This window comes from Thiomicrospira sp. WB1, from assembly GCF_001507535.1.
Lineage (GTDB): Bacteria > Pseudomonadota > Gammaproteobacteria > Thiomicrospirales > Thiomicrospiraceae > Hydrogenovibrio.
Genome location: NZ_LQBN01000001.1, coordinates 822,274 through 846,584 on the forward strand (window position 1 = coordinate 822,274; position 24,311 = coordinate 846,584).

A 24,311-nucleotide genomic window follows, 5' to 3' on the forward strand; every position below is an offset into this window, starting at 1 on the left:
AGGCGCCATGAGTAAAGAAGTAGAGATCCGCATTCCGGACATTGGTGACTTTGCAGAAGTCGATGTGATCGAGGTGCTGGTCGGGCCCGGTGACGAAGTCATTCAGGACGATTCCCTGCTGACACTGGAGTCGGACAAGGCCACCATGGAAATCCCTGCCCCCTATGCCGGGCGTATCACCGAGATCAATCTGTCGGTTGGTGACAAGGTTCAGGAAGGCTCATACGTTGGCAAAATTGAAATTGCCGACGAACAGAGCGTGTCGTCCAATGTGGAAACGTCCGTGTCCGCGACCGACGCCAAAGCCGACGCAACCAGCACGGCTCCTCAGGCAGCCGCTGATCCCAGCGCTGATTCACACTGTGATGTACTGGTGCTGGGCTCCGGCCCCGGCGGCTATACGGCTGCATTCCGTGCCGCTGACCTGGGCAAAAAAGTGGTGATGATCGAGCGCTATGAGCGCATCGGTGGCGTCTGTCTGAATGTGGGGTGCATCCCCTCGAAAGCCTTGTTGCATATGTCTGAAATTCTCAATGAGACCAAGGAAATGGCTGACCACGGGATTTCCTTCGGTGAGCCCAAAATCGACATCGGCAAGATGCGCGACCACAAAAACAACGTCATCAACAAACTCACTGGCGGGTTGTCGGGTCTGGCCAAGGCGCGTGGCGTTGACGTGGTTCAGGGCTATGGCAAATTCAGCGGAGCCAACACGGTCACTGTGGATCTGAGTGATGGCGGCACAAAAACCGTGTCATTCGACCAAGCCATTATCGCCGCCGGCTCACGCGTGGTGCGTTTGCCGTTTATCCCTCATGACGATCCCCGCGTGATGGATTCGACCGATGCGCTGGAACTGGAAGAGATTCCAAAACGCATGTTGATCATTGGTGGCGGCATCATCGGCTTGGAAATGGCGCAGGTGTATGATTCACTCGGGGCCAATATCACGGTGGTGGAACTGGGCGACACCATCATCCCCGGTGCGGACAAAGACATCAGCAAGCCATTGCTCAAGCGCATCAAAAAACGCTACGAAAACATTTATCTGTCCAGCAAAGTGACCAACGTTGAAGCCAAAGACGACGGTTTGGAAGTGACCTTTGAGGGCAAAAACTGCCCGGAAAAAGACACTTTCGATCGCATTCTGGTCGCCGTGGGTCGCCAGCCCAATGGCCTGATGATCGGTGCCGAAAACGCCGGTGTGGCCGTGGACGAGCGTGGCTTTATCGACGTGGATGAACGTCAGAAAACCAATGTCGATCACATTTATGCCATCGGCGACATTGTGGGGCAGCCTATGCTGGCGCACAAAGCCGTGCACGAAGGCAAAGTGGCCGCCGAAGTGATTGCAGGCCTGCCTTCCGCCTTTACCCCAATGGGCATTCCGTCGGTGGCGTACACCGACCCGGAAGTGGCCTGGGCCGGTAAAACCGAAGAGGAGCTCAAAGCCGAAGGCGTGGACTATGAAAAAGGCGCCTTCCCCTGGGCGGCCTCCGGTCGTAGCCTGAGTCTGGGGCGCGATGATGGCCTGACCAAGGCTCTGTTCTGTGCCAAAACCCATCGCTTGCTTGGCTGTGGCATTGTCGGGCCCAATGCCGGTGAGTTGGTCGCCGAGGCGATGCTTGCCATTGAAATGGGGGCGGACATGCAGGACATTGGCCTGACCATTCATCCGCATCCGACCCTGTCAGAGACGCTCTGTTTTGCGGCGGAAATGGCCGAAGGCACCATCACCGACCTGATTCCACCGAAAAAGAAGAAATGAACCGACTGGTTAGTTCTTCTAATTTTTGAACCCGCGACCCATCGCGGGTTTTTTGATGGGGCAAAGATTAGGGGCATTGTATGGTCCCAAGTTTAAAAGGAAAATAACATGGTGCGAAGTTATCAAGACCTGCACGCCATCGTGCAGCAGGCCCAGTCCGAATACAGCAAGGAACACACCGAGGCATCGATTGCCTTTGATGTTCCGGATGACATGCCGGAAGGCGCCTGTGCGCTGGCAAATAGCGACAATCGAAAAAAAGCGGTGTTTATCCTGGCCCGATTCGGGGAGGAATACAAAGTGGGGTATGCGCTGTATGAACCGGATGAACTGAGTAAGTTGCAGCCGGTGCATCTGGCTGACGTCAATCACGATGAATTCGATGCCGCATTCGTTATCCATTTGATTGACGAATTTCTGGTCGAATAAAGGTGGCAGGGTTCCGCAGGATGTTGGTTTTATTAATAGGCTCTAACGAATGGAAACCTGTTTATAAATAGAATATTGCCTTGTTTTTTCTTTCGAACCGGTTTGAGAATCTGTAATACTGTCTGTCATGAATCAGACGTTTTTACCAGGCCTGGTGGAAACAGTGTTTTTGGCTTATGCCATCCTTGGTGAAGGTAGTTGGGAGAGCTATGTCGGCGAAGGTGTTTGCGATCAGTAACCAAAAAGGGGGGACCGGAAAAACCACCCTGAGTATGAATTTTGCGGCGGGGCTGGCCCAGAAAGGGCGCACCTTGCTGATTGATGCCGATCCACAGGGATCGGCCACGCAATGGAGTCGGCTGGCACCGGCGGACAAGCCTTTTCCGGTGTCGGTCATCAGTGTGGGCGGCCATCTGGCTCGTGAGGTGGAAACGTTCGGGCGTGATTTTGATTACGTGGTGATTGACTGTCCGCCGACCCTGGAAACCGGGGTGATGCAGTCGGCGATGCAGGTGACGGACACGGTGTTGATTCCTGTTTTGCCGTCCCCGGTTGATCTGTGGGCCAGCATCCGGATTGCCGAGGCCATTGATCATGCAAAGCTGCGTAACCGTCAACTCAACGCCCGAATTGTGATCAATCAGCTTGAGCCGCGCAGTGCTTTGTCGAGTGCGATGCAGGAAGCGCTGGAAGAATTTGATATCCCGGCTTTGCAGGCCGGACTCAGACGCCGGGCAATCTATCGCAATGCCGCCATGGAAGGGCGCAGTGTTTTTGAAATGGGCAAACGCGGCCAACCCGCCGTGGAAGAAATTCAAGCCGTCATCGAGGAGGTCCTATGACAACGGAAAACAAAAGCAATAACACCCGCAACAAACTGGCCAGCAGTGTGCGTCGGGCCAAAACCACCCAAGCGGAGAAAAAAACCGCGGCCACGACTGCAAAAACCGCGACAAAAACTGCGACGCCTAAAAAGGCGCCCGTGAAAAAAACCGCGCCAGTTGGGTCGTCTGACAACCCAGTGAAGGCCAATGCCGAAAAACTGCCGACCACCAAAGCGGCTTCATCACAAAAGGCGGCACAAACCCCATCATCCACCACAACGGGACAGCGCGTCTGGCCGGATTAAATCGGTTTCAACGCCTGCATTGAGCGGTTGATGCAAAACGTGTATGCTCTGAGATCTGATTCAAAGGACTCAAAGGAGTGTTTACATGGATATTGTTGAGGCGGCTCAATGGCGCTATGCCACCAAAAAATTCGATCCTGAACGTTCAATCAATGAGCGTGACTTTGATTCCATCAAGGATTTGTTGCGCTGGAGTCCTTCCAGCGTCAACTCCCAGCCCTGGCATTTCGTGATTGCCAGCACGGAAGACGGGCGCAAGCGCATCGCCAAGGGCACGCAGGGACCTTTCAGCGCCAATGAACCCAAAGTTCTTGATGCCTCGCATGTGGTGCTATTCTGTGCAAAACTCGATATGGATGAGGCGTATCTTGAGAGTATTACAGACGTCGAGGCACAGGATGGCCGTTTTCCGGATCCGGCGGGCAAAGACATGGCTAACCAGGTTCGGGCATTTTATCTGAACATTCATCGTACCCAACTCAAAGACACACCGCACTGGATGGAAAAACAGCTCTATCTGAACATGGGCAATGTGCTGTTGGGCGCCGGTGCTTTGGGCATCGATGCGGTGCCGATCGAGGGGATTGATCCAAACGCCTTGAATCAGGAGTTCGGGCTGATTGAACAAGGTTATACGGCCGTGGCGTTGATCGCCTTCGGTTATCGTCACCCGGATGATTTTAATGCCAAGCTTCCCAAATCCCGTCTGTCTGAGACCGAATTGTTCACCGAAGTGTAATCGGCTGTTTTGACCAACCCGGGCAGAACCGTTGGTTTGGCGTGCTAGAATGAAACCTTGAAACCGATAAAAGGAACCACTATGGTTGATGGGCGCTTGATTGTTCGCGGTGTATTGCGAGGGCTGTTGTTGATCGTGAGTCTGCAGGCGACGGTCATGGCTGCGGAGACAGATCTGACAACCTTGGAAGGGCAGCCTTTGCACGAGCAACTGGTGCGAACGGCGATGGCGTTTGATGTGTTTAATCAGCGCTGTCGCGGGGTGTCGGCGTCGACTCAGGAATCACAGGTCAATCGCCTGTTCGTGGAAAAATACCGCATGACCCTGAACAATTTTGTTCGGGAAATGATGCCGATGGATGCACGCCAGCTGGAATCAGAGATTCAGGCGCGCATCAATCAGCGTATCTTTGAGCTGGGTGGCTGTCAGAAAGCCCGAGCCGATGGGATGGAAGCTCGATTCAAGGCGGACTTTCGAACCTTGATGGAAAAAGCCCGGCAATCCCCTTGGTATCCCATTCCCAGTCGTTGACGATCGAATTAAAACCCCAGCACACTGAGTCGTTTCAAAGACAGATCACGGCGTGTTAGGGTTTGCGCAGCAACGTATCCAAGTGGTTGACAGCATCGACCCATTGCGCGTCGTCATCAATCGCTTCAATCAGAAACTGTCGCTGACCCTCCGACCAGAAATCGGCATCCTGTAGTAAGCAACCCGCTGGCAACGGGCTGTGCGCTTCCAGAAAACGGTCCATAGCCGCCTCATCATTGTCCAGTCCAAGCTGGGCAAACAAAGCCTTCAGTGTGTGCTCACCTGTGTCCATGAAGCCCTCCTGTGTCGTCGCTGAGTCAGATTCGGTTACGTTTAGTTTAACGTGTCCCAACGGTTTTTGCGACTGGGCAGACGGAAGAAGCGACCCAACAGCAGACCCAGCAGCAGAACGCCGGCGCCTGTCAGGAACCACTGGCGCTGAATCACGTCATCGGACTGGTCAATCTGTTCTTTCATGATGGCGTTGTCATTGCGCAATGCTTCCACTTCCTGAGCCAGTTGCTGGTTTTCTTCGTTGAGTTTGATCGCATCGCCTGAGATGCTTTTGATCTCTTCGAGTTGCTTGTTGAGCTGGAAGTTTTCTTTTTTGACCGCTTTCAGTTCAGACTGACTGGCTTCCAGGCGCTCGTTTAAGGTGTCTTTTTCCACCTTGAGCTGGTTAAGTTCTTTTTCCAGGTTGGACAGGCGTTTTTCCTGGTTTTTCAGACGAATCGCGGCGATGGGCTGACTCTGGATCACGCTCGATGGCATCCAGCCCTCGATTTCCGTGCCTTTGTGGTTATAAAGCAAGCGTGCCCAACCATCGTCCTGGATTTCCAGGACTTTGACACGAGTCCCCGAAGGCAGCATGCGTTTAATTTTGTATTTATAGCCGGGGTTGGTCCGAAATGGGATGTCGATCGAATCGGTGACATAATGGGTGTAGCCATCCGACGGCTCGGCGTTGGCCGACGGCATCCAGCCTAATATGAAGGTCAGGCTCAAAGCCAGGGAAAACGGTTTACATTTGCTCAATTTTGGCATATTGATCCTTTAAATTTTTCAAAGCGGATTCAGCGTCATCACGTTTCAGCTTTTCTTTGTCCACCACCGCGGCAGGCGCTTTGCTGACAAAGTTTTCATTGTTGAGCTTGCCGTTTAAGCGGTCAAGCTCTTTGCTCAGTTTTTGAATGCCTTTGTCCAGGCGCGAAAGCTCGGCGTCTTTGTCAATCAAACCTGCCATGGGGATCAGGACTTTCATCTCGCCCACCAGTGCCACGGCGGACTCAGGTGCCTGTTCGTCGGACGCGATGGTTTCAATGCGTTCCAGTCGCGCCAGTTTTTTTAGAAACACGTCATTGTTTTTTAACCAGGCCTGGTCGTTGTCGCTCATTTGTGTCATCAGCACCGGCAAAGGCTTGCTTGGCGCGATGTTCATTTCAGAGCGGATGCGGCGGATGCCCATAATCACCTGCTTGACCCATTCCAGCTCGGCTTCGGCCTGTTCATCCATCAGCGCCTGATTTGCCTCGGGATAAGGCTGGGTCATGATGGTCGGGGTGTCTGATAAGTTCACACCCGTGAGCGGGGCGACCGACTGCCAGGCTTCTTCGGTGATAAACGGGGTGATGGGGTGCAGCAAGCGTAATAGACTTTCCAGTACACGGACCAGGGTGCGACGTGTGCCGCGTTTTTCGGCCTCGGTTGCCGTGTCCGACTGCAGAATCGGCTTGGAGAGCTCCAGGTACCAGTCACAATATTCGTTCCAGGTGAACTCGTACAGGGCGTTGGCCGCCAGATCAAAACGGTAGTGCTCAAAGTGTTTGTGTACCTGTGCGGTGACACTCTGCAAGCGAGACGTGATCCAGGTGTCGGCCAATGACAGGGTGGTCGGCAGTGTGTCATCGCGCCCCGTGTCTTCGCCTTCGGTGTTCATCAACACATAGCGGGTGGCATTCCACAGTTTGTTACAGAAATTGCGATAGCCTTCGCAACGGTTCAGATCAAACTGAATGTCGCGCCCGGTGGAGGCCAGAGAGGCGAATGTAAAACGCAGGGCATCGGTGCCATAGGGTTCAATACCATCGGGAAACTGTTTGCGCGTGGCCTTCTCGATTTTAGCGGCCTTTTCCGGCTGCATCATGCCGGTGGTGCGTTTGTCGACCAGGCTTTCCAGATCGATGCCATCAATCAGGTCAATCGGGTCAAGCACATTGCCTTTGGATTTGGACATCTTCTGGCCTTCGGCATCACGCACCAGGCCGTGGACATAGACCTGTTTGAAGGGCACTTCGCCCGTGAACTTCAAGGTCATCATAATCATGCGCGCGACCCAGAAAAAGATGATGTCAAAACCGGTCACCAGCACCGAGCTGGGATGGAATTTTTCCAGTTCCGGTGTTTTTTCGGGCCAGCCCAGGGTGGAGAAGGTCCAAAGCGCGGAGCTGAACCAGGTATCCAGCACGTCTTCGTCCTGATGCAGTGCAGTGTCCGCCGCCAAATGGTGTGCACTTCGCACCGCGTCTTCACTGCGCCCGACATAGACGTTGCCGGCGTCGTCATACCAGGCCGGGATGCGATGCCCCCACCAGATCTGGCGCGAAATACACCAGTCCTGCAGGTTGTTCATCCATTCGAAATAGGTGTTTTCCCAGTTTTTGGGTACGAACTCAATGTCACCGTTTTTGACCGCGTCAATCGCTGGTTTGGCCAGTTTTTCGACCGCCACATACCACTGGTCGGTCAAAAAGGGCTCGATGACGGCATGCGAACGGTCGCCGCGCGGAACCATCAGTTTGTGCGGCTCGATTTTTTCCAGAAGCCCCTGCGCGTCCAGGTCCTTGACTGCGGTTTCGCGTGCTTGGAAACGATCCATGCCACGGTATTTTTCCGGTACCTCGTCGTTCATGGCCGCATCAATGGTCATGACATTGAGCATCGGCAGGTCATGGCGTTTGCCCATTTCATAGTCATTAAAGTCATGCGCCGGGGTGATTTTGACGCAGCCGCTGCCGAAGTCTTTTTCCACATAGTCATCCGCGATGATGGGGATTTCACGCCCAACCAGTGGCAAGGTGACGGTTTTGCCAATCAGTGACTGGTAGCGTTCGTCATCCGGGTGCACCGCAACGGCCTGGTCACCAAACAGGGTTTCTGGGCGCGTGGTGGCGACCACCAGATGACCGCTGCCATCGGTGAGCGGGTAGCGCATGTGCCAGAGACTGCCCATTTCTTCCTGGGATTCCACTTCCAGGTCGGACACGGCGGTGTGCAGCACCGGGTCCCAATTCACCAAACGCTTGCCGCGGTAAATCAGTCCTTCTTCATACAGCTGTACAAACACTTCGCGCACCGCGTTGGAGAGCCCGTCGTCCATGGTGAAGCGTTCGCGGCTCCAGTCGGGTGACATGCCCAGACGGCGCAATTGTTGGGTGATTTGCCCGCCTGAGGTCTGCTTCCATTCCCAGACTTTGTCGATGAAGGTTTCACGCCCCAGATCGTGTTTGCTCAAACCCTTGGCCGCGAGCTGACGTTCCACCACCATTTGGGTGGCGATGCCCGCGTGGTCGGTGCCGGGCTGCCACAGGGTTTCGTCGCCGCGCATGCGGTGGTAACGGGTCAGCGCATCCATGATGGTGTCCTGGAACGCGTGGCCCATGTGCAGGCTGCCGGTCACATTCGGCGGCGGGATCATAATGCTGAAATGATCCCCCGTGCGGCTGGGGGCGGGTTTGAAGTAGCCTGCGTTTTCCCAGGTCTGATACCACTTTTTCTCGATCGATTGCGGGTCGAAATGTTTGTCCATGTATGCGTCTTACGTTGTGATTGGGGTTGCGGGTCAGCCAACGGGCAAGGCATTCGATTCCACGTTTGGCACGACGAAACCATGTCTGTCAGGGACAGAAAAATCGGTTGCGTGTCTCAAAAGGGTGCCCGGCGCTGAAGACCCAGAAGAAATTGCAACAATTATAGCAGAAACTGGGCCGCGGTCAGAGGGCTTTCGCCAAGGCGGTCAAGAAACCAAAGCCCGGCGGTTTGAGCCAGTGCCGGGCAAAAAACAGGGGGATGAGTGGCGCTGAAATTTACGCCAGCAGAGCCAGCACATCACTTTGGGTGCGGTTGCCCTGTGCCTGCATGGCAATTTGGGTTTGCTGCAGGATCTGCTGACGTGACTGTTCGGTCACGGCTCGGGCAAAATCGGTGTCGTTGATCTGGCTGCGGCTGGCCTGAGTGTTGACGTTTTGATTCATCAGGTTGTCCGCCGCACTGGTCAAGGCGTTTTGCTGCGCGCCGAAACTGGCCAGGGTGTCTTCCAACGTGCCCATGGTCTGTGAGATCTGATCATAAGCCGCTTCGGCATCGGCGGCGGTGTTGATGTTCAGGCCGTTCAGGCCGGTGTTGGCATTGGTCAGATTCGCCATGGTCAGTTCGGAACTGCTTTCACCCAGCGCAATATTGACATTGTTGGTGTCGCCATTGAGCAGATTCATGCCATTAAACTGGGTGTTTTGAGCAATCTGGTCAATGCCCTGCAAGGTCTGGTTGAACTGCTCGTTCATCATCTGGCGCTGGGCATCGGTGTAGGTGCCGTTCATGGCCTGAATCGACAGAGTGCTCAGCGTTTGCAGCTGAGACTGAATATTTTGCGTGGCTCCGCCTGCGGTCTGCATCAGGTTGATGCCATCGTTGGCATTGCGTACCCCTTGATCCTGCGCATTAATCTGGGAGGTCATGGCGGTGACAATCGCCTGCCCCGCTGCATCATCAGCGCTGTTGTTGATGCGTTTGCCGGACGTTAAAGACTCGGTGGCCGAATCGACTTGACGGTTGTATCCGGTGTAGGTGGGGTTAGTGTTGATGGAATCAATGGCCATGGGAACCTCCCTGCTCGGCAGATAAAAAGCATTGCTTTTGAGTGACTTATCTCTTATTTTACGGGTTTTTCACAAAAACAAAACCGTGAAAGCATTGAGATGCACAGAGGCTGTATTCAGCCATTCGGTCGGAGGAGAGTATGAGTTGTTGCGGCAAGCAGTATTGCCAGTTTGAATTTCCGCCAGGCCCGCCCCTGACCGATGCGCCCGTGGCCAGTCTGGAGGCCCGTTACCTGTTTCTGCCTTATGGCACCTTGCTCGCTGAGGGGGAGGTTGTACGCATCTGGACCGAGGCCGGTAAAACCAAAAGTGTGGTGTTGGAGCACAAGTGGCCTCTGAATGAGCGCAATGGGCAATTGGTTCTGACCGATGACGGACAAAAAGAGGGGGCATCGGTGCCCTGGCAATTGGTGGCGATGGATACCGGAATGGAAGAAGACGAATTGCGCAACTGGCCACAACACCCGTTGCACAACCCGGACACACAGCCGGTGATTCTGGTGTTCAATCACCCGATTACCCCCAAACCCAGCCTGAAAATGCGCTGGCTTGGGTTTTTGTACTGGCTGCGCAATTTATAGCCCGCTCAAACGAAAAAACCCGGCCTAAGCCGGGTTTTGTTTCAGAGTGAATGGGGTTGGATGCGCTTACTTGGTAAATTCCGGATAAGCTTCCATGCCACATTCTGATTGGTCTGCGCCGGCGAACTCATCTTCTTCCGAGATGCGCACACCCATGATGGCTTTTAGGATCAACCAGACAATCAAGCTGGCCAGGAAGACCCAGGCAAAGATCGCCAGTGCGCCCAGCAGCTGAGCACCCAAAGTAGCATCGCCGTTGGAGAAAGTCACCGCAATCAGACCGAAGACACCGACCACACCGTGGACAGAGATCGCACCCACTGGATCGTCAATCTTGAACTTGGTATCCAGGATCAGGATTGAGAAGACCACAATCACACCACCCAGCAGACCGATGAATGAAGCCAGCAGTGGGCTTGGCGCCAGAGGTTCTGCAGTAATCGCAACCAGACCGGCCAGAGCACCGTTCAGCATCATGGTCAAATCCGCTTTACCAAACTTGATTTTTGACACAATCAGCGCACCCACCACACCAGCAGCTGCCGCAAGCAGTGTGTTCACAAAGATCATGGCCACCGCATTGGCTTCTTCAACGTTTGAGATTTTCAGCTCAGAACCGCCGTTGAAACCGAACCAGCCCAACCACAGGATGAAGGTACCCAGGGTTGCCAAAGGAAGGTTCGCACCGGGAATCGCACGGGATTCACCGTTTGGACCGTATTTGCCTTTACGAGCGCCCAGAACCAGGACACCTGCCAGGGCTGCTGCCGCACCGGTCATGTGAACGATACCGGAACCGGCAAAGTCAGAGAAGCCAAGCTGGCTGACGAAACCGCCGCCCCAGGTCCAAAAACCTTGTACCGGGTAGATGAAACCAGTCAGAACGACCGCAAACACCAGGAATGACATCAGCTTCATGCGCTCGGCCACCGCACCGGAGACCACTGACATGGCCGTTGCCACAAAGACCACCTGGAAGAAGAAGTCAGACATAGTTGAGTAGTAAGGTGCATCGTCACCGCCTGCAACAACCGCCGCAGTCGCGTTATCGCCGCCCAGCAGGAAGCTGATACCTGGAATCACGGAGTTGACTGAATCACCATACATGATGTTGTAACCCACCAACATGTACATCAAACAGGCAATCGAGAAAAGGCCGACGTTCTTGGCCAGAATCTCGGTGGTGTTTTTGGTGCGCACCAGGCCAGCTTCGAGCATGGTAAAGCCCGCAGCCATCCACATGACCAGCGCCCCGGACATTAAAAAGTAAAACGTATCTAACGCGTAACTGAGTTCAAGTATTTGTTCCATAATATCAATCCTTTAGCCTTAATCCGAAAAGTGTTTGGTTCCGGTTACAGAGCAACGTCTCCTTGTTCTTCGGTTCGAATGCGCACTGCTTGTTCGATCGAGCTGACAAAGATTTTGCCATCCCCGATTTTGCCGGTGCGAGCGGCTTGTCCGATGGCTTCGATCACGCTTTCGACCTTTTCATCGGCCACGGCGATTTCGATGCGAACTTTAGGCAGAAACTCGATGGCGTATTCCGCCCCTCGATAGATTTCGGTGTGGCCTTTCTGGCGACCGAACCCTTTGGCTTCCGTGACGGTCATCCCATGCACGTCGATTTCATGCAGAGATTCGCGCACATCATCAAGCTTAAAAGGTTTGATAATTGCGACGACTAGTTTCATACTAACCCCTGTTTTGGTGAGTGAAAAAAAGATTTCACCCGCCTTCAAGCCTGGAATGTGCCAGATTTATAAAACAACGAAAAAACAACCATTTAACCTTAATTTTGGGTCAGTAGTTTGCGGCATATGTTTTATTTTGGTGACAAAGTTTTAGTTTTGGTGCATGGCTGACTCCGCGGTGTCCCGACAATGGCTGCCCTGGCGCCGTCTGCTGCATGCGCTGATTGCCCAGCTGCTTGCCCTTTTGCTGTTGGCCGGAGGCGTCTGGTTCGCGCCCGCCTTGATTGACCCGCCTTATGAATGGTCGGTGTTGATTTGGATTCAGGGTGCTCTGGCCTGGGGCGTGACCCGTCTTTTCGGTTTGCCCAGGTGGTGGGGCCCCATTCAGCTGCTTTTGCCAGTGGGGCTTTATTTTGGTGCAAATTGGTCATTGAGCCCATGGTGGGCACTGGGCGCCTTTGCCTTGATTTATCTGTTTTTTGCCAACGCCCTGACCGAGCGAGTGCCGCTATATTTAACCAATTCCCTGACGCGCCGGGCACTGGTCGATTTGGTGCGTCCGATCCCGTCGGTGCGTTTTATGGATTTGGGCTGTGGGTTTGGCGCGAATGTGGTGGCCATGAGCCGCGAGCACAATGTGATCGAGTCGCAGGGCGTGGAAACGGCCCCGATTCCGTTTGCGGTGTCATGGGCGCGCAGCCGCATTCAGGGCGGGCAGGTATTTGCCCGCAATCTGTGGCACCTGGATTTGAGCCGCTACAATGTGGTCTATGCGTTCCTGTCTCCCGAGCCTATGCCCGGCTTGTGGCTTAAGGTGGTGCAGGAGATGCCCGAGCAGAGTGTGTTTGTGTCCAACAGTTTTGCGGTGCCGGATGTGGCGCCGGATGAAGTGCTGACCTTAAGTGACCGACGCCAGACCCAGTTGTTTGTGTATTACCCCGACCGACATCGGTCGGATGAATGAGGTTTTTCACCAGGCCTGGTGAAAACCGCTTAAAACGTAAGGAAGAGTGTCCATGTCAAACGCCATCCCGTTCCTTGTGACCGATGTTGAGCAGCTCCAGCGCTGGAGTCGTTTTCTGGTGAATGAAGGCCGACGGGCACCCGAGGCGCTTGAGCCATCGGTCTGGGCCGATCCTTATCCGGACGGTCAGATGATTCGTACCATCAAAGAGACGTTGGCCAATTGTGAAACGGTGGCGGCCTTGAATCAGGCCCTGCGCCATTACCGCCGGGTCGAGATGATGCGCATTGCCTTGCGCGATTTGAGCGGGCTGGCGGATTTGAATGAGTCCATGCGTGACCTCTCTGACCTGGCGGATGCGTTGGTCGGAGGCGCGTTGGATTGGCATACCAACGCTTTGACCGAGCGCCACGGCACGCCGATTGGTGAGCACTCGGGCGAGGTTCAGAAAATGCTGGTCATCGGTATGGGCAAGCTCGGTGGGCAGGAACTGAACTTTTCCTCAGACATCGATTTGATTTTTGTCTATCCGGAAAAGGGGCAGACCGAGGGAGGCAAACGGCCTTTGCCCAACGATCAGTTCTTTATCCGCCTGGGGCAGGCATTGAACAAATCCCTCACCGAATTCACGCCACAGGGGACGGTGTACCGTGTGGATATGCGGTTACGTCCCTTCGGACAGAGCGGGCCGCTGGCGGTCAGTTTTTCCGAGATGGAAAATTATTACCAGGTGCACGGACGGGCCTGGGAGCGCTATGCGCTGGTTAAAGGGCGCATCATGGCAGGCGATGAGGCACAGGGCAAAGAGCTGTTTGAGATTCTGCGGCCATTTGTGTATCGCAAGTACGTGGATTTTACCGCGATTGAATCGCTGCGCGAACTCAAACAGATGATCAATGTCGAGGTGCAGAAAAAAGATCGTTTCCACAATATCAAGCTCGGGCCCGGCGGCATTCGTGAGATTGAATTCATCGTGCAGGCGTTTCAGCTGGTGCATGGCGGGCGCGAACCGGCTCTGCAGGGGCGTGCATTGATGCCGATGCTGGACACGTTGGTCGAACGCCAGTTTATTGATGCCGAGACCGCGGACAACCTTAGGGCCGCTTATGTGTTTCTGCGTCGCGCGGAAAACCGCCTTCAGATCTGGAATGACCAGCAAACCCACGATTTGCCGACTGAGGCCGAACCGCGTCAGGCGCTGGCGGAATCCATGGGCTATGCCGATTACGTGGCGTTTCATGAAGCGTTGGAGGCCAAGCGGGCCTATGTGCAGCAGGAGTTTGACGCCGTGTTTGCACAAAAAGAGGATGAAGGTCCGGTCGACGATGGCTTTGACCAGGCCTGTATGACTGACCAGGTGGAAACGGCGTCGCTGGAAGCGCTGGGGTTGCCGGATGCCGAGGCGTTGAGCCGGTTGCTGAATCATTTTTATGCGCAGCGACCCTATACGCATGCCAGTTCCGAGGCATTGAACCGCTTTGATGGGGTGATGCCGTTGTTGTTGCGTCAGCTGAAGCACACCGAACACCCGGCACTGGCGCTGGAGCGCGTATTGAAAGTCTTGACCACCATTATGGGGCGCAGTGTCTATCTGGTGTTGCTCAAAGAAAACGCGCAAGCGGTCAAGCATTTGCTGCAATTGTGTGAGCTCAGCAGCTGGATGGCTGACATGTTGGTCAAATACCCGTCTTTGCTGGACCAGCTACTGGATGAGCGCATTTTATATGAGCCGCTGTTGGCCGATGAGCTGCTGGCCGAAGCAGTGGAAATTCGCCAGCGTCATCAGGGCGATGACGAAGCCTTTATGAATGAGTTGCGCCAATGGAAACACGCCCAGGTGTTTCGTGTGGCCGCCGCCGACATCACCGGGCACCTGCCGATCATGAAGGTCAGCGACTACCTGACCTGGATCGCCGAAGCCGTGGTAAAAGTGGCGACCGACTACGCCTGGTATTTTATGCAGTCGCGTTCCGGTCTGCCGGGCGGTTGTGACGACCCGGATGCCTGCCCTCTGACCGTGATCGGCTACGGCAAGCTGGGTGGCATCGAGTTGGGGTATGGCTCGGATCTCGACATCGTGTTTGTGTACGACGCCGATTCGTCTTTGAAAAGCCAAGGCGACAAGCCGTTGGAAAACCACTTATACTTCATGCGCTTGGCGCAAAAAATCATTTCCATGCTCACCACCTTTATGCCCACCGGCACCCTGTATGAAGTCGATACACGATTGCGCCCCAATGGCGAGAGCGGGATGATTGTCACCGACATGGCCGCGTTTGAGGCCTATCAGCAAAACAAAGCTTGGACCTGGGAGCATCAGGCGCTGGTGCGCACGCGTGCTCTGGCCGGTGCCACGAGTGTGATTGAGCATTTTGACGCCTTTCGCAAACAAATGCTGGCCAAGCCACGTGACAAGGCCGAACTCAAACAGGCGGTGGTGGAGATGCGTGACAAAATGCGCCGCTCACTGGACAAAACCAACGCCGAGGTCTTTGACCTGAAGCAAGGCCGTGGCGGGATTGTCGACATCGAGTTTATGGTGCAGTATTTTGTGCTCGGCTATGCCGGTGAAATCGATGCGCTGATGCAGTGGTCGGACAACATTCGCCTGCTTGAAACCATTGCACAAAAGCAACTGCTCCCCGAGTCGGAATCGCAGGCGTTGATCGACGCCTATCGGCATTACCGGGCGCGTTATCACCGTCTGGCACTGCAAAACAAAAAGGCGCGCGTGCCTGCCGACGACTATGCCCAAGAGCGCGAAGCGGTCGCACAAATCTGGGACCGCGTCATGACTCAGCAATGCGACTTGAAGGGTGGGTGTGTCTGAGGTTTAGCCCTCACAACGCACGCAACGTTCGGGTTTTAGTGAGCCGCCTTTGACATCCTTTAGGTTGTCGAGGGTGGTGGCGGTGATGTTGTCGAGCGCTTCCTGAGTGAAAAAGGCCTGATGAGCGGTAATCAACACATTCGGGAAGGTGATAAGGCGTTCAAACACATCATCATGGATGATCTCTTCGGAGTGGTCCTCAAAAAACAGGTTGTCTTCCTGTTCGTAGACGTCGATTCCCAGGTAGCCGATTTGTCCGCTTTTTAGGCCATGGATCAAGTCTTTGGCTTCCATCAGGCCACCACGACTGGTGTTGATCAGCATCACGCCGGGTTTCATTTTGGCAATCGCCTCGCGATTGATCATGTGCTCGGTTTGAGGCAACAAAGGCACATGCAGCGTGATGATGTCACTTTGCGCATAAATTTCATCCAAACCAACGTATTTGGCGCCCAGTTCCGTGACACGGTCATTCGGATAGGGATCGTAAGCCAGAACGTTCAGCCCCAGTCCTCGCAGAATTCGCACTGCTTCCTGGCCGATGCGCCCAGTGCCGATCACGCCCGCGGTTTTTTCAAACAGATCAAAGCCCAGCAAGCCTTCCAGCGTGAAATTGCCATCACGCACCCGGTTGAAGGATTTGTGGGTTTTGCGGTTGAGCGTCATGATTAATGCCAGAGCGTGTTCGGCCACGGCTTGTGGCGAGTAGGCGGGCACGCGTAGAATTTGAATGTTGTATTTTTCCGCGGCCTTAGCGTCCACATTGTTGAACCCGGCACAACGCAGAACGATGGCGTTGACCCCGTATTCCGAGAGTTTGGCCATTACGTCGGCATCGGCGTGGTCGTTGACAAACGCACAGATCGCATCAAAGCCATGTGCCAGCGGCACGGTTTTGAGTGACAGGTGCACATCAAAATAGTCCATGTCGATGCCCATCTCAGGCGTGAGCATTTTTTCAAACTGGCGCTTGTCAGTTTTGGTGGTGCTAAAGCAGGCGACTTTCATCTTTGACCTCAGTCTTGTGTTAACCGGACGAATTTATCGTAACAAATGCAAGATTAAGGTAAAGCCGTCTTTTGTGACAACTTCTTGTCAAAGCGCCGCGTTCACTAGTCCAGCCGCATGCAGACCACGGACAAGTCTTCAGATGAGTAATCTTCTTCATCCGCCCGGACATCACCGTCTTTTGGTTTGCCGTCGTCTAGTTTGTTGTCCAGCGCGCGAGCAAACGCATTGTCATTCAAAGATCGAGCACAAAGTTGGTTGGCATCTTCGATGGTCACAGTCTCGTGCGTGTTGACGTTTTGGCTGCTGCCAAAACCGGCGGTGTAAAAATCAGCGATGGCAGAGGGCGGTGAGGGTTGTGATTGTTTGATGAACCCCTGATCGGCCAAATCATAAAAGAAACGGTCTTCCTCGTCATGCGCGGTGTTATTGGTGTGGGCAATCAATAATTCACCCGCCGTGGCTGATTCGCCGGGAAGGTGGCCCATCCGGTCTTGATAACTGTAGTAGGCCGCCTGAAAGTTTCGAAATTCCTGTATGGTTTGGTTGATCTGCGTTGATGTGATCAACTCCTGAGCTTTTAATGTGCCGCCTAGAAGCAGTGAGATGATCACTAAGGTGATGGCGATTTCAACCAGTGTAAAGCCTCGAGGATGACGAGGATTTAGCGCAGAGTGCATAGGCCCTCTCAAATTTGATGAGCGGACCCTTAGTGTACAGAAAATGACGAATATTTAAATAGAAATGCGTAGTTATTCGGCGAAACAGACAAACACACGTTCGCTGTCAAGTGCGGTGATTGCGTTGCTACCGGTATCGACGTTTCCGGCGCGGATGCGACCATCCTGCGTCCGGCCATTGTCGTGCTTGCTGTCCAGGCCAATGGCCACGTCGCGGGGGATGTTAGACATGCATATCACATGGCCTAGCATGCCAAACCCATCGGTTTCGACACCCATGATGCCATCAAAGCTGTTTTGCGGCTGGGTGGATGTGGTGGTGTTGCCGGAAATGAAACCGGAGGCGCGCAAATGCAACCACATTTGGCGGCTTTCAACGCCATTGTCGGTGCTGTTCCAGGCACCATCTATCACGTTGTCACCATTGCCATTGGCGCCATTGAGCTCCAACACTTCATCGGCATTGGCAAAGTCACCGGGTAGCGCATTGTGCCGATCCTGAAATGCATACAGAATCGCCCGAATTTCTTCCTGGTCTGACATCACCCGATTAATTTTGGCATTCTCAATCATCTCACTGCCCTTAAGAACACCGCCTAATAACAAGCCGATGATGACCAGGACCAGTGAGATTTCGATCAGGGTGAACCCTTTAGCTGGCTTTAACATCAGTTTGAGGCTATAAATCTAGGCAAAGATCATAAGAGTTTGTCCCATCATTAGCATAGGCACTAGCTGCTGGATTAGTTCCAGAGTTGTCTAAATATAAAACTATGCCTGTTTGTCCGTTTCCATCATCAAGTTTAGTATCAATTCCTTGAGGAATGCCATCATCTGTTATGCCGTCAATGCAAACAAAGTTCCCAGCAGTTGGACCACTGTCTGTTCGACCAGTTATTCCTGTTTCGTAACCTGCTGAATACGTGCCAAAGTCTGTTTGTGGGTCATTGGTTTTAGTAAAGCCTTGAGTGAAAATGTCGTCAAAAAAAGAACCAGAGTCCGTGTTTGCCAGTGAGCCATCAATCTGGCCAGTAGTGCCGCCATTTAGGCCTGGCACGGTTCCAATTCTGTCTTGGTATGAGTAATAAGCTGCTTGGAAGTTTTGTAAGTTGCTAGTAGTATTCCGAAGTTTAGCGTTCTCAATAAGTTCTTGCCCTTTTAAAACGCCACCAAGCAATAAGCCGATAATAACGAGTACAATCGCAATTTCGACGAGGGTGAAGCCTTTTTGATTTTGTTTTTTTGTTGATGTGTTTGAGTGCATACTGTCTCCTTGTTTTTTGCAAAACCTAGCCGTTGCTAGTTTTTCATTACATTCTATTAAGAATTGGCCTGAACGCAATCGGTTTTAATCAAAAACCCTCAAAAATCTTATGATTTGACATTGTCTTGGGGCAAATAAAGCTGGGCGGATTGGTTAGGGCGGATGACAGCATCAGCGGTTCGGAGTAGGATAATTGAAGGCCATTGTGGTTAATGTGATAGGCAACTGTGATGACAGAACCGATAATCCGGAAAATTAGACCCCAAAACCATGCCAGCCAAAAGGGTTATGTTCTGCTGATGGCCATGATGTTGTTGATTTTGGTGGTAACCCCTTTTTTTTATCAGGCAGCGATGCAGACGGCCAATGAAATGCAGCGTGATCAAGACCAAAAAATCCAGCAGCGTCTTGAAGACCTGAAGGATCTGATCATTCTTTTTTCAAAATACCCAGAACTTTTTTGTGCGGGGGCTGATAATGAATCGGATGCCGGTTATTTGATGGTGCCGGATGCGGCTGGCTATACTGAGGTAGAGTTTCAAGCTTTTAAACCGTACGAAAATCAAATACACATTCAGCCTCTTATTGACAATGACAACGATCCCGCTAACGCCAATAATTATGTGGTGGGTAGTTGTAGTGATGTGACCACTCCTTCGCCGGGCGTTGAGAAAGCCTGTGACGTTGCGACCGATCAAAATCTGCTTTTAGAAATCAGCTGGCAGGGTGATTCAGCTGGTCTGCCTGTTATCAATGCTTCGACCCCGGTCGTTTATCTCTATCGAGACGAGCTTGGTTGTTAAAACCACCAGGCCTGGTTAAAAGGAATGTCGCGCCATGAAAACAATGATTCGATTGTTAGCAAAAAAGAACCAAAACGGCTTTACGCTGGTAGAAATCGCCATCGTCTTGGCGATTCTAGGGTTTTTAAGCGCAAGCATTGTTGGCGGGATAGGCGCGTTTCGAGACAGTGCCGATTTTAAGCAGGACGAGCGGCAACTGAAGGATATTAAAGAGGCATTGCTGAGTTTTGTGGCGGTGAATGGGTATTTGCCTTGTCCTGATACGGATGGTGATGGTAAGGAAAATCGAGAGGGTGACAATACTTGTACGTCATCAAATGATGAGCTTCCTTTTGCAGACTTGGGGACGCATTCAAAGAATCCTTGGGGAAATCCCTATTATTACCTTGTTAATCAGGGAGCCGATTCAGTTCCCGCATCCTCGTTTGCCAGTGCTTCTTATTTTTATAGCGATCCAAACTGTACAGTCAGTGATGCTGGCAAAACTACGCCACCTTGTTTTGAGTTAGGTACTTATCCTGTGGCTTCAAGAAGTGCCAACGACACTTCTTCAGATGCTTTGGAAGGGGTTGGAAACTATGATGTTAAAGTCATGAATGGTGATGCAGATAACCTTGTTTCTGATACCCCGCTCGTCGTTCTATCACTCGGTTCGAACGGTTGTCCTGGTGTGGCAGACGAAGAGCAGAATAATTGTGATGCGAAAAACGGAACCAGCCAAACCCTATATAAAGGTCAACAAAGCCGCCAAGATAATGATTTTTTTGATGATACACTGATTTGGTTGACAGCTTTAGAAATTAAGCGCTTTACTCCCAATGTTTTGCCTGATGGTTCAGGTGGTGGAGGGAATGATGACCCTCCTGATGATCCTGCCGGTGGCGGTAGTGGCTATGTTCCTAATCAAAATTTAATTGATGCTGGGTTGCAGGATGAGAATCTCGAGCAAGGTGATGGAATTCATAATAATGATAACGAGTCACTAACAGATGGTAATGTTAATATTGGCCGAATAGCGGGTGGTCTTTTTTTATCGGGAAATAATATTGTTAGGACGGAAGAGTTACATAACAATGGAGAGATTGAATTAAATTGTGGTGACAACGCTATACAAATTGATGAGACTTTAGCAGGGCAGATATATGAATCCAGCCTTTGTGAAAATGGCGGGGGAAATAATTCAATTAGGATTGAAGAAGATTTACATAATAATGGTACTATTACTTTGCAGGATGGAAATAATCTGATTTATATTGAAGAAACTTTGGCTGGAAGTATTTCATTTGGTTCGGGAAATAATACGGTATATATAAATGGAAACTTTCATAATAATGGAAGTATTTCAGGTAGTGGTGGAGTTCTTTATATAAATAAAAATCCAATACCAACTTCTAAAATTAGTGGCTTTGATCAGGTTGTTTATTGTAGTGATCCAGATATGGACTGCCCTGATGGTTAATGCTATGCCCTTTAAAAGGAACCATAGCGGTTTTACCTTGGTCGAAATCGCCCTGGTTCTGGTCATTATCGGCTTTGTGACAACTGGACTGCTTCGCATGTTTGACGGCCCTCGATCTAGCGCAAAATATGTGGAAGACCAGCAGAAGCTTGCTGATGTAAAAGCGTCGATTATGGCTTATGTCGCACGCAACCGTACTTTGCCATGTCCAGATGCGGATAATGATGGCACGGAAGATGTGTCGGAACAGCATTGTGATGCGAATGAAGGTTTTTTGCCTCATCAAACCCTAAAAACCCATGCGCGCAATGCTTTTGGGGAGCCTTTTTATTATGTGACGACGGTTGATGCCAGTGCCAGTCAGGATGCGGTTCGCAATAGTGATTCATCCGCCAGCTACTATGGTCACACTCCCACAACCCCGGCGGATATGGACGATGCCGCGCCTTATTTTCAGCTGAAAACGCCTCCCTCTGCCCAAGACGGTGGAGAAGGTTTGATCTTTGTTTGCGGTAAGGGGGTCGCTGAAGGCAACTGTAGTGGCAGTTCACAGTTTGAAGTTTCGTCCACGATCTCTGCGGTGGTGTCGTTTGGTGCCAACAGTGATAAAACCTGGAAAGGAACCGGGTCCAGTTATCCGTCTGGCGGTGTTCCGAATTGTCCTGCGGAATTGACAGGTGCAGAACAGCTCAATTGTGACAATGCAACCTATTCCATTAATGGCGCTGATCATCAGCTCTTGCACAATGCCCAGCAAACCAAAGACGGGTTTGATGATGCTCTGATCTGGATTTCGGCCTATGAAGTGAAAAAGCTTCTGGGCATGGGCAAACGGACGCAAGCACCCAATATGGTCTCGGAAAATAATTTTCAGACCTCTGAAGGTATCGAAGAATTTTTGAATTCAACGTCTACAGGGGGCTTAGATAGGACAGGTGGCCAAAGTGGTTGGGAGGAAGCGTCTGATCCTCGAACCATTACCGTCAACGGTGACGGCGACACCGAAGAGGTGACCGTCCTCACTCAGACACAGGACGAAGAGCGAGCGCTGTTTATCGAAATACCGGAAGGAACAGACGAATACATTTTGCACAGCATTGTTGAATTGGGTAGCGGTGATGAGGGCGGTTACGGTATTTTCTTTGATACCTTGCTTCAAAATGACACGGCTTCGCAAGCTGTGGTTGATCGGGGCTATGTGGTTCAGTTTAACCGGGGCTACAGCGGTGCCGCTGAGAATGAGAGCTCGATGCTTTTGCGGGACTGGCAAGAGGGTGAAAACCAGGAAAGCGATGATGGGCCTTATGACGGTGCTTATTTCCGTTATAACGATCGTCCTAATAGTGAGGGCAGGTCATCGGATGAAGGCATTCCTTGCAAAGCGGCTCAAACGAATGGTTGCCCTTCAAATCAAACGGACGATGCCTGGTGGCAGGACATTCACAAAATGACAATTAAGGTAACAGGCGTGACGCCAACGGAGGATGATAGTGACGCCGAGTCCATGCTACAGCGTCAGGTGACGGTCACGGTGTATGATATGGTCGATTATTATGGTAATTGGCGCCCGCGGTTTGATTTTACCCAGACACATACATTGGATCCGAAAGATGAATTCGACAGTGATCGAAAGTTGTTTACCGGTTTTCGTACCTGGTCCACCCCGGACAGTTATTTTTACGAGTTTGATATTGAGCGGTTGAATTAATCATTTTATAAGCACGAAGAAGTGGTTTGACCAAGCCTGGTGATTTACCAATGGCTATTGATGAGCGTTTTGATCTCTGGTGTGCTCAGCCAGGTTAACTGATGACGGAAGTGGTCGCTCAACGGTTTCTGATTAAAATAACGTTTGCCGTTGCAGTTGAGTTGCTCTTCTGGGTAAGCATTGTCACAGTCTTGCCATGTACTCTGTCCGTTTGGGCCGAAACTCACGATCACAACAGGGACGACGTTTGCGTCAACTTTGCTGAGAGGGGTTTTGTTTTTGCACGTATCAGCTTGGTGGCCGCATACTCTGAGAGCACCGTTTAAGGCCGAGGTCATACCTCGAGGGGGCGTCAATGTGTGCAGGTATGGCGGCTGTTGGCGAACGACCTCATTATGTTTGCATGTACCATCGCAAGCATTTTGACACTGAGTGAGTTTGCAAAAACGTTTGTCTGTTGTATCACACTTTTGCCATGTGTTCGTGACCTGACCACTGTGCCCAAAAAGGCTGGCCGAGGTGCAGGCCTCTAAAATATCTGTGTTGTCAGCATTTGTGTTCACGGCATATAAGATTGGGTTGCCATAAACGTCATTTGCCTTTACCTGTAAATCCAGATAGGGCAACTGACCCTGATCATCCCGGCAGCGAAGGTTGCTGATGCGGTCTTGTTGGCCATCGCCATTTGTATCTGGGCAGGGTAAATAGCCGTTTATTTGAATAAATGTTTTCATGGATTGTTGGATGTTGACCAGTCGTTCCCGGTTTTCAACTGATTTTTCGTGGTAAAAAAAGCCCTGTTTGATGCCAACGACAGGCATCATAATAATGGACACCAAAGTTAAAACGATCATCAGTTCTAATAGGGTAAATCCCTTGTTTGTTTGATTTAGCATAACAATGCTCGCCAATTACTGCCGACTGGGTTTGATGTCGGCTGAGTGCCCGATGGGGCTGGACAGTTTGAGGTTGGGTCTTGTGAGTTCGTGCAAGGGTTAAACCATCCGGGTTCTTCTTGAGATTGAGTACAAAGTTCTGTAGCTTGTTCTGCGCGGCTTTTGATCAATTCCTGCCAGCGTTGATGTGTGAGGACCCAGAATTGCCCTTGGTTTTTTTGAAAGATTGGCGATGAGTTGCTGGCTAGGTGGGAGTTTGTATGCTGAGTCAGATCAGTGGCGTTGATAGGCATGGCTTTGTGTGTGATAAACAGCAATGCAACGATATCTGTCTGACTTTCCAGTTCGAGCCGAGCATCGCCAGGGTGATCGGTGTTTAACGGACTGAAGCGTTTGGTAGGAGGGTTGTTAAAGTCAGCGTTTTGAATGACGTAACGACTGTCGACGGCATACCAGATAACCGGTGTGGAAGCAGGCCTGGGAATGAACTGGATATGCCTGGAAGCGATGCGGACGGGTAAGCGCCCCCAGACAAAGGTACGTCCCTGTCCGCAGGGAGCATTGGATCGCTGGTTTTGGTTGGTATCAGGGCAGGGCAAATAGCCAGGGCCGGGAATACGGTCAGGTGCATAAAAATTTTCGTTTGAGTCGGTTGCATAAATCTCAGGGATGCTACGTGTAAACACCTCCAGTTGACGACTTGCTTCTTTCAGTGCTTGCTGGTTTTTGAGTGTTGCTCTTAATTTGAGTGAGTTGGCGCTTGGAGTGAGAGTTGTAAAGCCGATAGTGCTGAGCCCGACTAAGAAAATAAGGGCAACCAAAATGAGGAGTCCATATCCTCTTTGGCCTTGTATGGAAAGATTCTGATTGGGTTTCTGGGATTGAAAGCTAATAAAAAAACCTACGCAGTTGTGTTTTGCTCTAGGCTACCAAAAATAGTATAAGTACGCAAAA

The 24,311-nt window shown here is 51.8% G+C and carries 24 protein-coding genes; 12 read left to right on the forward strand and 12 right to left on the reverse strand.

Annotated elements, in window-relative coordinates:
* The first annotated feature begins 7 nt into the window (after positions 1 to 7).
* The 6 genes from lpdA to AVO41_RS03690 all read left to right on the forward strand — a co-directional run bounded on the left by lpdA (position 8) and on the right by AVO41_RS03690 (position 4,596).
* Positions 8 to 1,768, forward strand: coding sequence for a dihydrolipoyl dehydrogenase (gene lpdA, locus AVO41_RS03665; protein ID WP_068582701.1), 1,761 nt, complete (start codon positions 8 to 10; stop codon positions 1,766 to 1,768).
* A 108-nt stretch (positions 1,769 to 1,876) separates the two neighbouring features.
* Complete coding sequence (locus AVO41_RS03670; protein ID WP_068582704.1) at positions 1,877 to 2,197, forward strand: hypothetical protein; 321 nt, start codon at positions 1,877 to 1,879, stop codon at positions 2,195 to 2,197.
* Between the two features lie 209 nt (positions 2,198 to 2,406).
* Positions 2,407 to 3,039: a ParA family partition ATPase gene (parA, locus tag AVO41_RS03675; RefSeq protein ID WP_068582707.1), complete on the forward strand. Its 633-nt coding sequence runs from the start codon at positions 2,407 to 2,409 to the stop codon at positions 3,037 to 3,039.
* Entirely contained in the window at positions 3,036 to 3,326 is a 291-nt protein-coding gene (locus AVO41_RS03680; RefSeq protein WP_068582711.1) for a hypothetical protein, read from the forward strand. The genes parA and AVO41_RS03680 overlap by 4 nt, the downstream gene beginning before the upstream one ends.
* Before the next feature lie 85 nt (positions 3,327 to 3,411).
* Entirely contained in the window at positions 3,412 to 4,065 is a 654-nt protein-coding gene (gene nfsB, locus AVO41_RS03685; protein WP_068582713.1) for an oxygen-insensitive NAD(P)H nitroreductase, read from the forward strand.
* Between the two features lie 81 nt (positions 4,066 to 4,146).
* Positions 4,147 to 4,596, forward strand: coding sequence for a hypothetical protein (locus AVO41_RS03690; protein WP_068582716.1), 450 nt, complete (start codon positions 4,147 to 4,149; stop codon positions 4,594 to 4,596).
* A 55-nt stretch (positions 4,597 to 4,651) separates the two neighbouring features.
* Here AVO41_RS03690 and AVO41_RS03695 read toward each other — a convergent pair whose 3' ends face one another.
* The 4 genes from AVO41_RS03695 to AVO41_RS03715 all read right to left on the reverse strand — a co-directional run bounded on the left by AVO41_RS03695 (position 4,652) and on the right by AVO41_RS03715 (position 9,470).
* Positions 4,652 to 4,888, reverse strand: coding sequence for a DUF2789 domain-containing protein (locus AVO41_RS03695; protein ID WP_068582719.1), 237 nt, complete (start codon positions 4,886 to 4,888; stop codon positions 4,652 to 4,654).
* 41 nt (positions 4,889 to 4,929) lie between these two features.
* On the reverse strand, positions 4,930 to 5,640 hold the full coding sequence (locus AVO41_RS03700; RefSeq protein WP_068582722.1) for a TIGR04211 family SH3 domain-containing protein: 711 nt from the start codon (positions 5,638 to 5,640) through the stop codon (positions 4,930 to 4,932).
* The gene (locus AVO41_RS03705; protein WP_068582725.1) at positions 5,618 to 8,401 is read right to left on the reverse strand and encodes a valine--tRNA ligase; all 2,784 of its coding nucleotides are present in this window, start codon (positions 8,399 to 8,401) and stop codon (positions 5,618 to 5,620) included. The genes AVO41_RS03700 and AVO41_RS03705 overlap by 23 nt, the downstream gene beginning before the upstream one ends.
* 277 nt (positions 8,402 to 8,678) lie before the next feature.
* A complete protein-coding gene (locus AVO41_RS03715) occupies positions 8,679 to 9,470 on the reverse strand; it encodes a flagellin (RefSeq protein ID WP_068582730.1) in 792 nt (263 codons plus the stop codon).
* Between the two features lie 140 nt (positions 9,471 to 9,610).
* On the opposite strand from AVO41_RS03715, the gene AVO41_RS03720 reads away from it, so the two are divergent.
* Positions 9,611 to 10,051, forward strand: coding sequence for a hypothetical protein (locus tag AVO41_RS03720; protein WP_068582732.1), 441 nt, complete (start codon positions 9,611 to 9,613; stop codon positions 10,049 to 10,051).
* 66 nt (positions 10,052 to 10,117) lie between these two features.
* On the opposite strand, the gene AVO41_RS03725 is transcribed toward AVO41_RS03720, so the two are convergent.
* Both AVO41_RS03725 and AVO41_RS03730 read right to left on the reverse strand, forming a co-directional pair.
* Positions 10,118 to 11,362 (reverse strand): ammonium transporter, encoded by a 1,245-nt coding sequence (locus AVO41_RS03725; RefSeq protein ID WP_068582736.1) that lies wholly within the window; start codon positions 11,360 to 11,362, stop codon positions 10,118 to 10,120.
* A gap of 44 nt (positions 11,363 to 11,406) precedes the next feature.
* Entirely contained in the window at positions 11,407 to 11,745 is a 339-nt protein-coding gene (locus AVO41_RS03730) for a P-II family nitrogen regulator (protein WP_068582739.1), read from the reverse strand.
* 163 nt (positions 11,746 to 11,908) lie between these two features.
* On the opposite strand from AVO41_RS03730, the gene AVO41_RS03735 reads away from it, so the two are divergent.
* Entirely contained in the window at positions 11,909 to 12,709 is an 801-nt protein-coding gene (locus AVO41_RS03735) for a hypothetical protein (RefSeq protein ID WP_068582742.1), read from the forward strand.
* Positions 12,710 to 12,761: 52 nt separating this feature from the next.
* Positions 12,762 to 15,539 (forward strand): bifunctional [glutamate--ammonia ligase]-adenylyl-L-tyrosine phosphorylase/[glutamate--ammonia-ligase] adenylyltransferase, encoded by a 2,778-nt coding sequence (gene glnE, locus AVO41_RS03740; RefSeq protein WP_068582745.1) that lies wholly within the window; start codon positions 12,762 to 12,764, stop codon positions 15,537 to 15,539.
* A 3-nt stretch (positions 15,540 to 15,542) separates the two neighbouring features.
* Here glnE and AVO41_RS03745 read toward each other — a convergent pair whose 3' ends face one another.
* The 4 genes from AVO41_RS03745 to AVO41_RS03760 all read right to left on the reverse strand — a co-directional run bounded on the left by AVO41_RS03745 (position 15,543) and on the right by AVO41_RS03760 (position 18,491).
* Complete coding sequence (locus AVO41_RS03745; RefSeq protein ID WP_068582748.1) at positions 15,543 to 16,547, reverse strand: 2-hydroxyacid dehydrogenase; 1,005 nt, start codon at positions 16,545 to 16,547, stop codon at positions 15,543 to 15,545.
* Positions 16,548 to 16,651: 104 nt separating this feature from the next.
* Positions 16,652 to 17,227, reverse strand: coding sequence for a type II secretion system protein (locus AVO41_RS03750; protein ID WP_068582751.1), 576 nt, complete (start codon positions 17,225 to 17,227; stop codon positions 16,652 to 16,654).
* Positions 17,228 to 17,299: 72 nt separating this feature from the next.
* A complete protein-coding gene (locus AVO41_RS03755; RefSeq protein ID WP_068582754.1) occupies positions 17,300 to 17,896 on the reverse strand; it encodes a prepilin-type N-terminal cleavage/methylation domain-containing protein in 597 nt (198 codons plus the stop codon).
* Positions 17,897 to 17,906: 10 nt separating this feature from the next.
* Positions 17,907 to 18,491, reverse strand: coding sequence for a prepilin-type N-terminal cleavage/methylation domain-containing protein (locus AVO41_RS03760; RefSeq protein WP_068582757.1), 585 nt, complete (start codon positions 18,489 to 18,491; stop codon positions 17,907 to 17,909).
* Between the two features lie 230 nt (positions 18,492 to 18,721).
* Between AVO41_RS03760 and AVO41_RS03765 the strand changes: the two genes are divergently transcribed.
* Genes AVO41_RS03765 through AVO41_RS03775 form a run of 3 tightly spaced genes read left to right on the forward strand, consistent with a single transcriptional unit; the run spans position 18,722 to position 22,461 of the window.
* Positions 18,722 to 19,294: a hypothetical protein gene (locus AVO41_RS03765; RefSeq protein WP_153003467.1), complete on the forward strand. Its 573-nt coding sequence runs from the start codon at positions 18,722 to 18,724 to the stop codon at positions 19,292 to 19,294.
* 34 nt (positions 19,295 to 19,328) lie between these two features.
* Positions 19,329 to 20,753 carry a type II secretion system protein gene (locus AVO41_RS03770; RefSeq protein ID WP_068582763.1) on the forward strand — a complete coding sequence of 475 codons (1,425 nt, stop codon included), beginning with the start codon at positions 19,329 to 19,331 and terminating at the stop codon, positions 20,751 to 20,753.
* Positions 20,746 to 22,461 carry a type II secretion system protein gene (locus tag AVO41_RS03775; protein WP_082676486.1) on the forward strand — a complete coding sequence of 572 codons (1,716 nt, stop codon included), beginning with the start codon at positions 20,746 to 20,748 and terminating at the stop codon, positions 22,459 to 22,461. The genes AVO41_RS03770 and AVO41_RS03775 overlap by 8 nt, the downstream gene beginning before the upstream one ends.
* A 44-nt stretch (positions 22,462 to 22,505) precedes the next feature.
* Here AVO41_RS03775 and AVO41_RS03780 read toward each other — a convergent pair whose 3' ends face one another.
* Together AVO41_RS03780 and AVO41_RS10695 are read right to left on the reverse strand one after the other, a co-directional pair.
* Positions 22,506 to 23,357, reverse strand: a complete 852-nt coding sequence (locus AVO41_RS03780) for a type II secretion system protein (protein WP_082676488.1) — start codon at positions 23,355 to 23,357, stop codon at positions 22,506 to 22,508.
* Positions 23,351 to 24,178: a hypothetical protein gene (locus AVO41_RS10695; RefSeq protein WP_153003468.1), complete on the reverse strand. Its 828-nt coding sequence runs from the start codon at positions 24,176 to 24,178 to the stop codon at positions 23,351 to 23,353. Before AVO41_RS10695 ends, AVO41_RS03780 begins: the two co-directional genes overlap by 7 nt.
* Positions 24,179 to 24,311 lie beyond the last annotated feature (133 nt).

What these genes read in the sequence shown, in the direction of transcription:
- AVO41_RS03715 (WP_068582730.1), bottom strand. Translation starts at nt 9,470, where the DNA reads ATGGCCATTGATTCCATCAACACTAACCCCACCTACACCGGATACAAC.
- AVO41_RS03720 (WP_068582732.1), top strand. Translation starts at nt 9,611, where the DNA reads ATGAGTTGTTGCGGCAAGCAGTATTGCCAGTTTGAATTTCCGCCAGGC.
- AVO41_RS03730 (WP_068582739.1), bottom strand. Translation starts at nt 11,745, where the DNA reads ATGAAACTAGTCGTCGCAATTATCAAACCTTTTAAGCTTGATGATGTG.
- AVO41_RS03695 (WP_068582719.1), bottom strand. Translation starts at nt 4,888, where the DNA reads ATGGACACAGGTGAGCACACACTGAAGGCTTTGTTTGCCCAGCTTGGA.
- AVO41_RS03770 (WP_068582763.1), top strand. Translation starts at nt 19,329, where the DNA reads ATGAAAACAATGATTCGATTGTTAGCAAAAAAGAACCAAAACGGCTTT.
- AVO41_RS03780 (WP_082676488.1), bottom strand. Translation starts at nt 23,357, where the DNA reads ATGCTAAATCAAACAAACAAGGGATTTACCCTATTAGAACTGATGATC.
- AVO41_RS03725 (WP_068582736.1), bottom strand. Translation starts at nt 11,362, where the DNA reads ATGGAACAAATACTTGAACTCAGTTACGCGTTAGATACGTTTTACTTT.
- AVO41_RS03775 (WP_082676486.1), top strand. Translation starts at nt 20,746, where the DNA reads ATGGTTAATGCTATGCCCTTTAAAAGGAACCATAGCGGTTTTACCTTG.
- AVO41_RS03705 (WP_068582725.1), bottom strand. Translation starts at nt 8,401, where the DNA reads ATGGACAAACATTTCGACCCGCAATCGATCGAGAAAAAGTGGTATCAG.
- AVO41_RS03745 (WP_068582748.1), bottom strand. Translation starts at nt 16,547, where the DNA reads ATGAAAGTCGCCTGCTTTAGCACCACCAAAACTGACAAGCGCCAGTTT.
- parA (WP_068582707.1), top strand. Translation starts at nt 2,407, where the DNA reads ATGTCGGCGAAGGTGTTTGCGATCAGTAACCAAAAAGGGGGGACCGGA.
- AVO41_RS03735 (WP_068582742.1), top strand. Translation starts at nt 11,909, where the DNA reads ATGGCTGACTCCGCGGTGTCCCGACAATGGCTGCCCTGGCGCCGTCTG.
- AVO41_RS03765 (WP_153003467.1), top strand. Translation starts at nt 18,722, where the DNA reads ATGACAGAACCGATAATCCGGAAAATTAGACCCCAAAACCATGCCAGC.
- lpdA (WP_068582701.1), top strand. Translation starts at nt 8, where the DNA reads ATGAGTAAAGAAGTAGAGATCCGCATTCCGGACATTGGTGACTTTGCA.
- AVO41_RS03690 (WP_068582716.1), top strand. Translation starts at nt 4,147, where the DNA reads ATGGTTGATGGGCGCTTGATTGTTCGCGGTGTATTGCGAGGGCTGTTG.
- AVO41_RS03760 (WP_068582757.1), bottom strand. Translation starts at nt 18,491, where the DNA reads ATGCACTCAAACACATCAACAAAAAAACAAAATCAAAAAGGCTTCACC.
- AVO41_RS03750 (WP_068582751.1), bottom strand. Translation starts at nt 17,227, where the DNA reads ATGCACTCTGCGCTAAATCCTCGTCATCCTCGAGGCTTTACACTGGTT.
- AVO41_RS03680 (WP_068582711.1), top strand. Translation starts at nt 3,036, where the DNA reads ATGACAACGGAAAACAAAAGCAATAACACCCGCAACAAACTGGCCAGC.
- AVO41_RS03670 (WP_068582704.1), top strand. Translation starts at nt 1,877, where the DNA reads ATGGTGCGAAGTTATCAAGACCTGCACGCCATCGTGCAGCAGGCCCAG.
- AVO41_RS03700 (WP_068582722.1), bottom strand. Translation starts at nt 5,640, where the DNA reads ATGCCAAAATTGAGCAAATGTAAACCGTTTTCCCTGGCTTTGAGCCTG.
- nfsB (WP_068582713.1), top strand. Translation starts at nt 3,412, where the DNA reads ATGGATATTGTTGAGGCGGCTCAATGGCGCTATGCCACCAAAAAATTC.
- AVO41_RS03755 (WP_068582754.1), bottom strand. Translation starts at nt 17,896, where the DNA reads ATGTTAAAGCCAGCTAAAGGGTTCACCCTGATCGAAATCTCACTGGTC.
- glnE (WP_068582745.1), top strand. Translation starts at nt 12,762, where the DNA reads ATGTCAAACGCCATCCCGTTCCTTGTGACCGATGTTGAGCAGCTCCAG.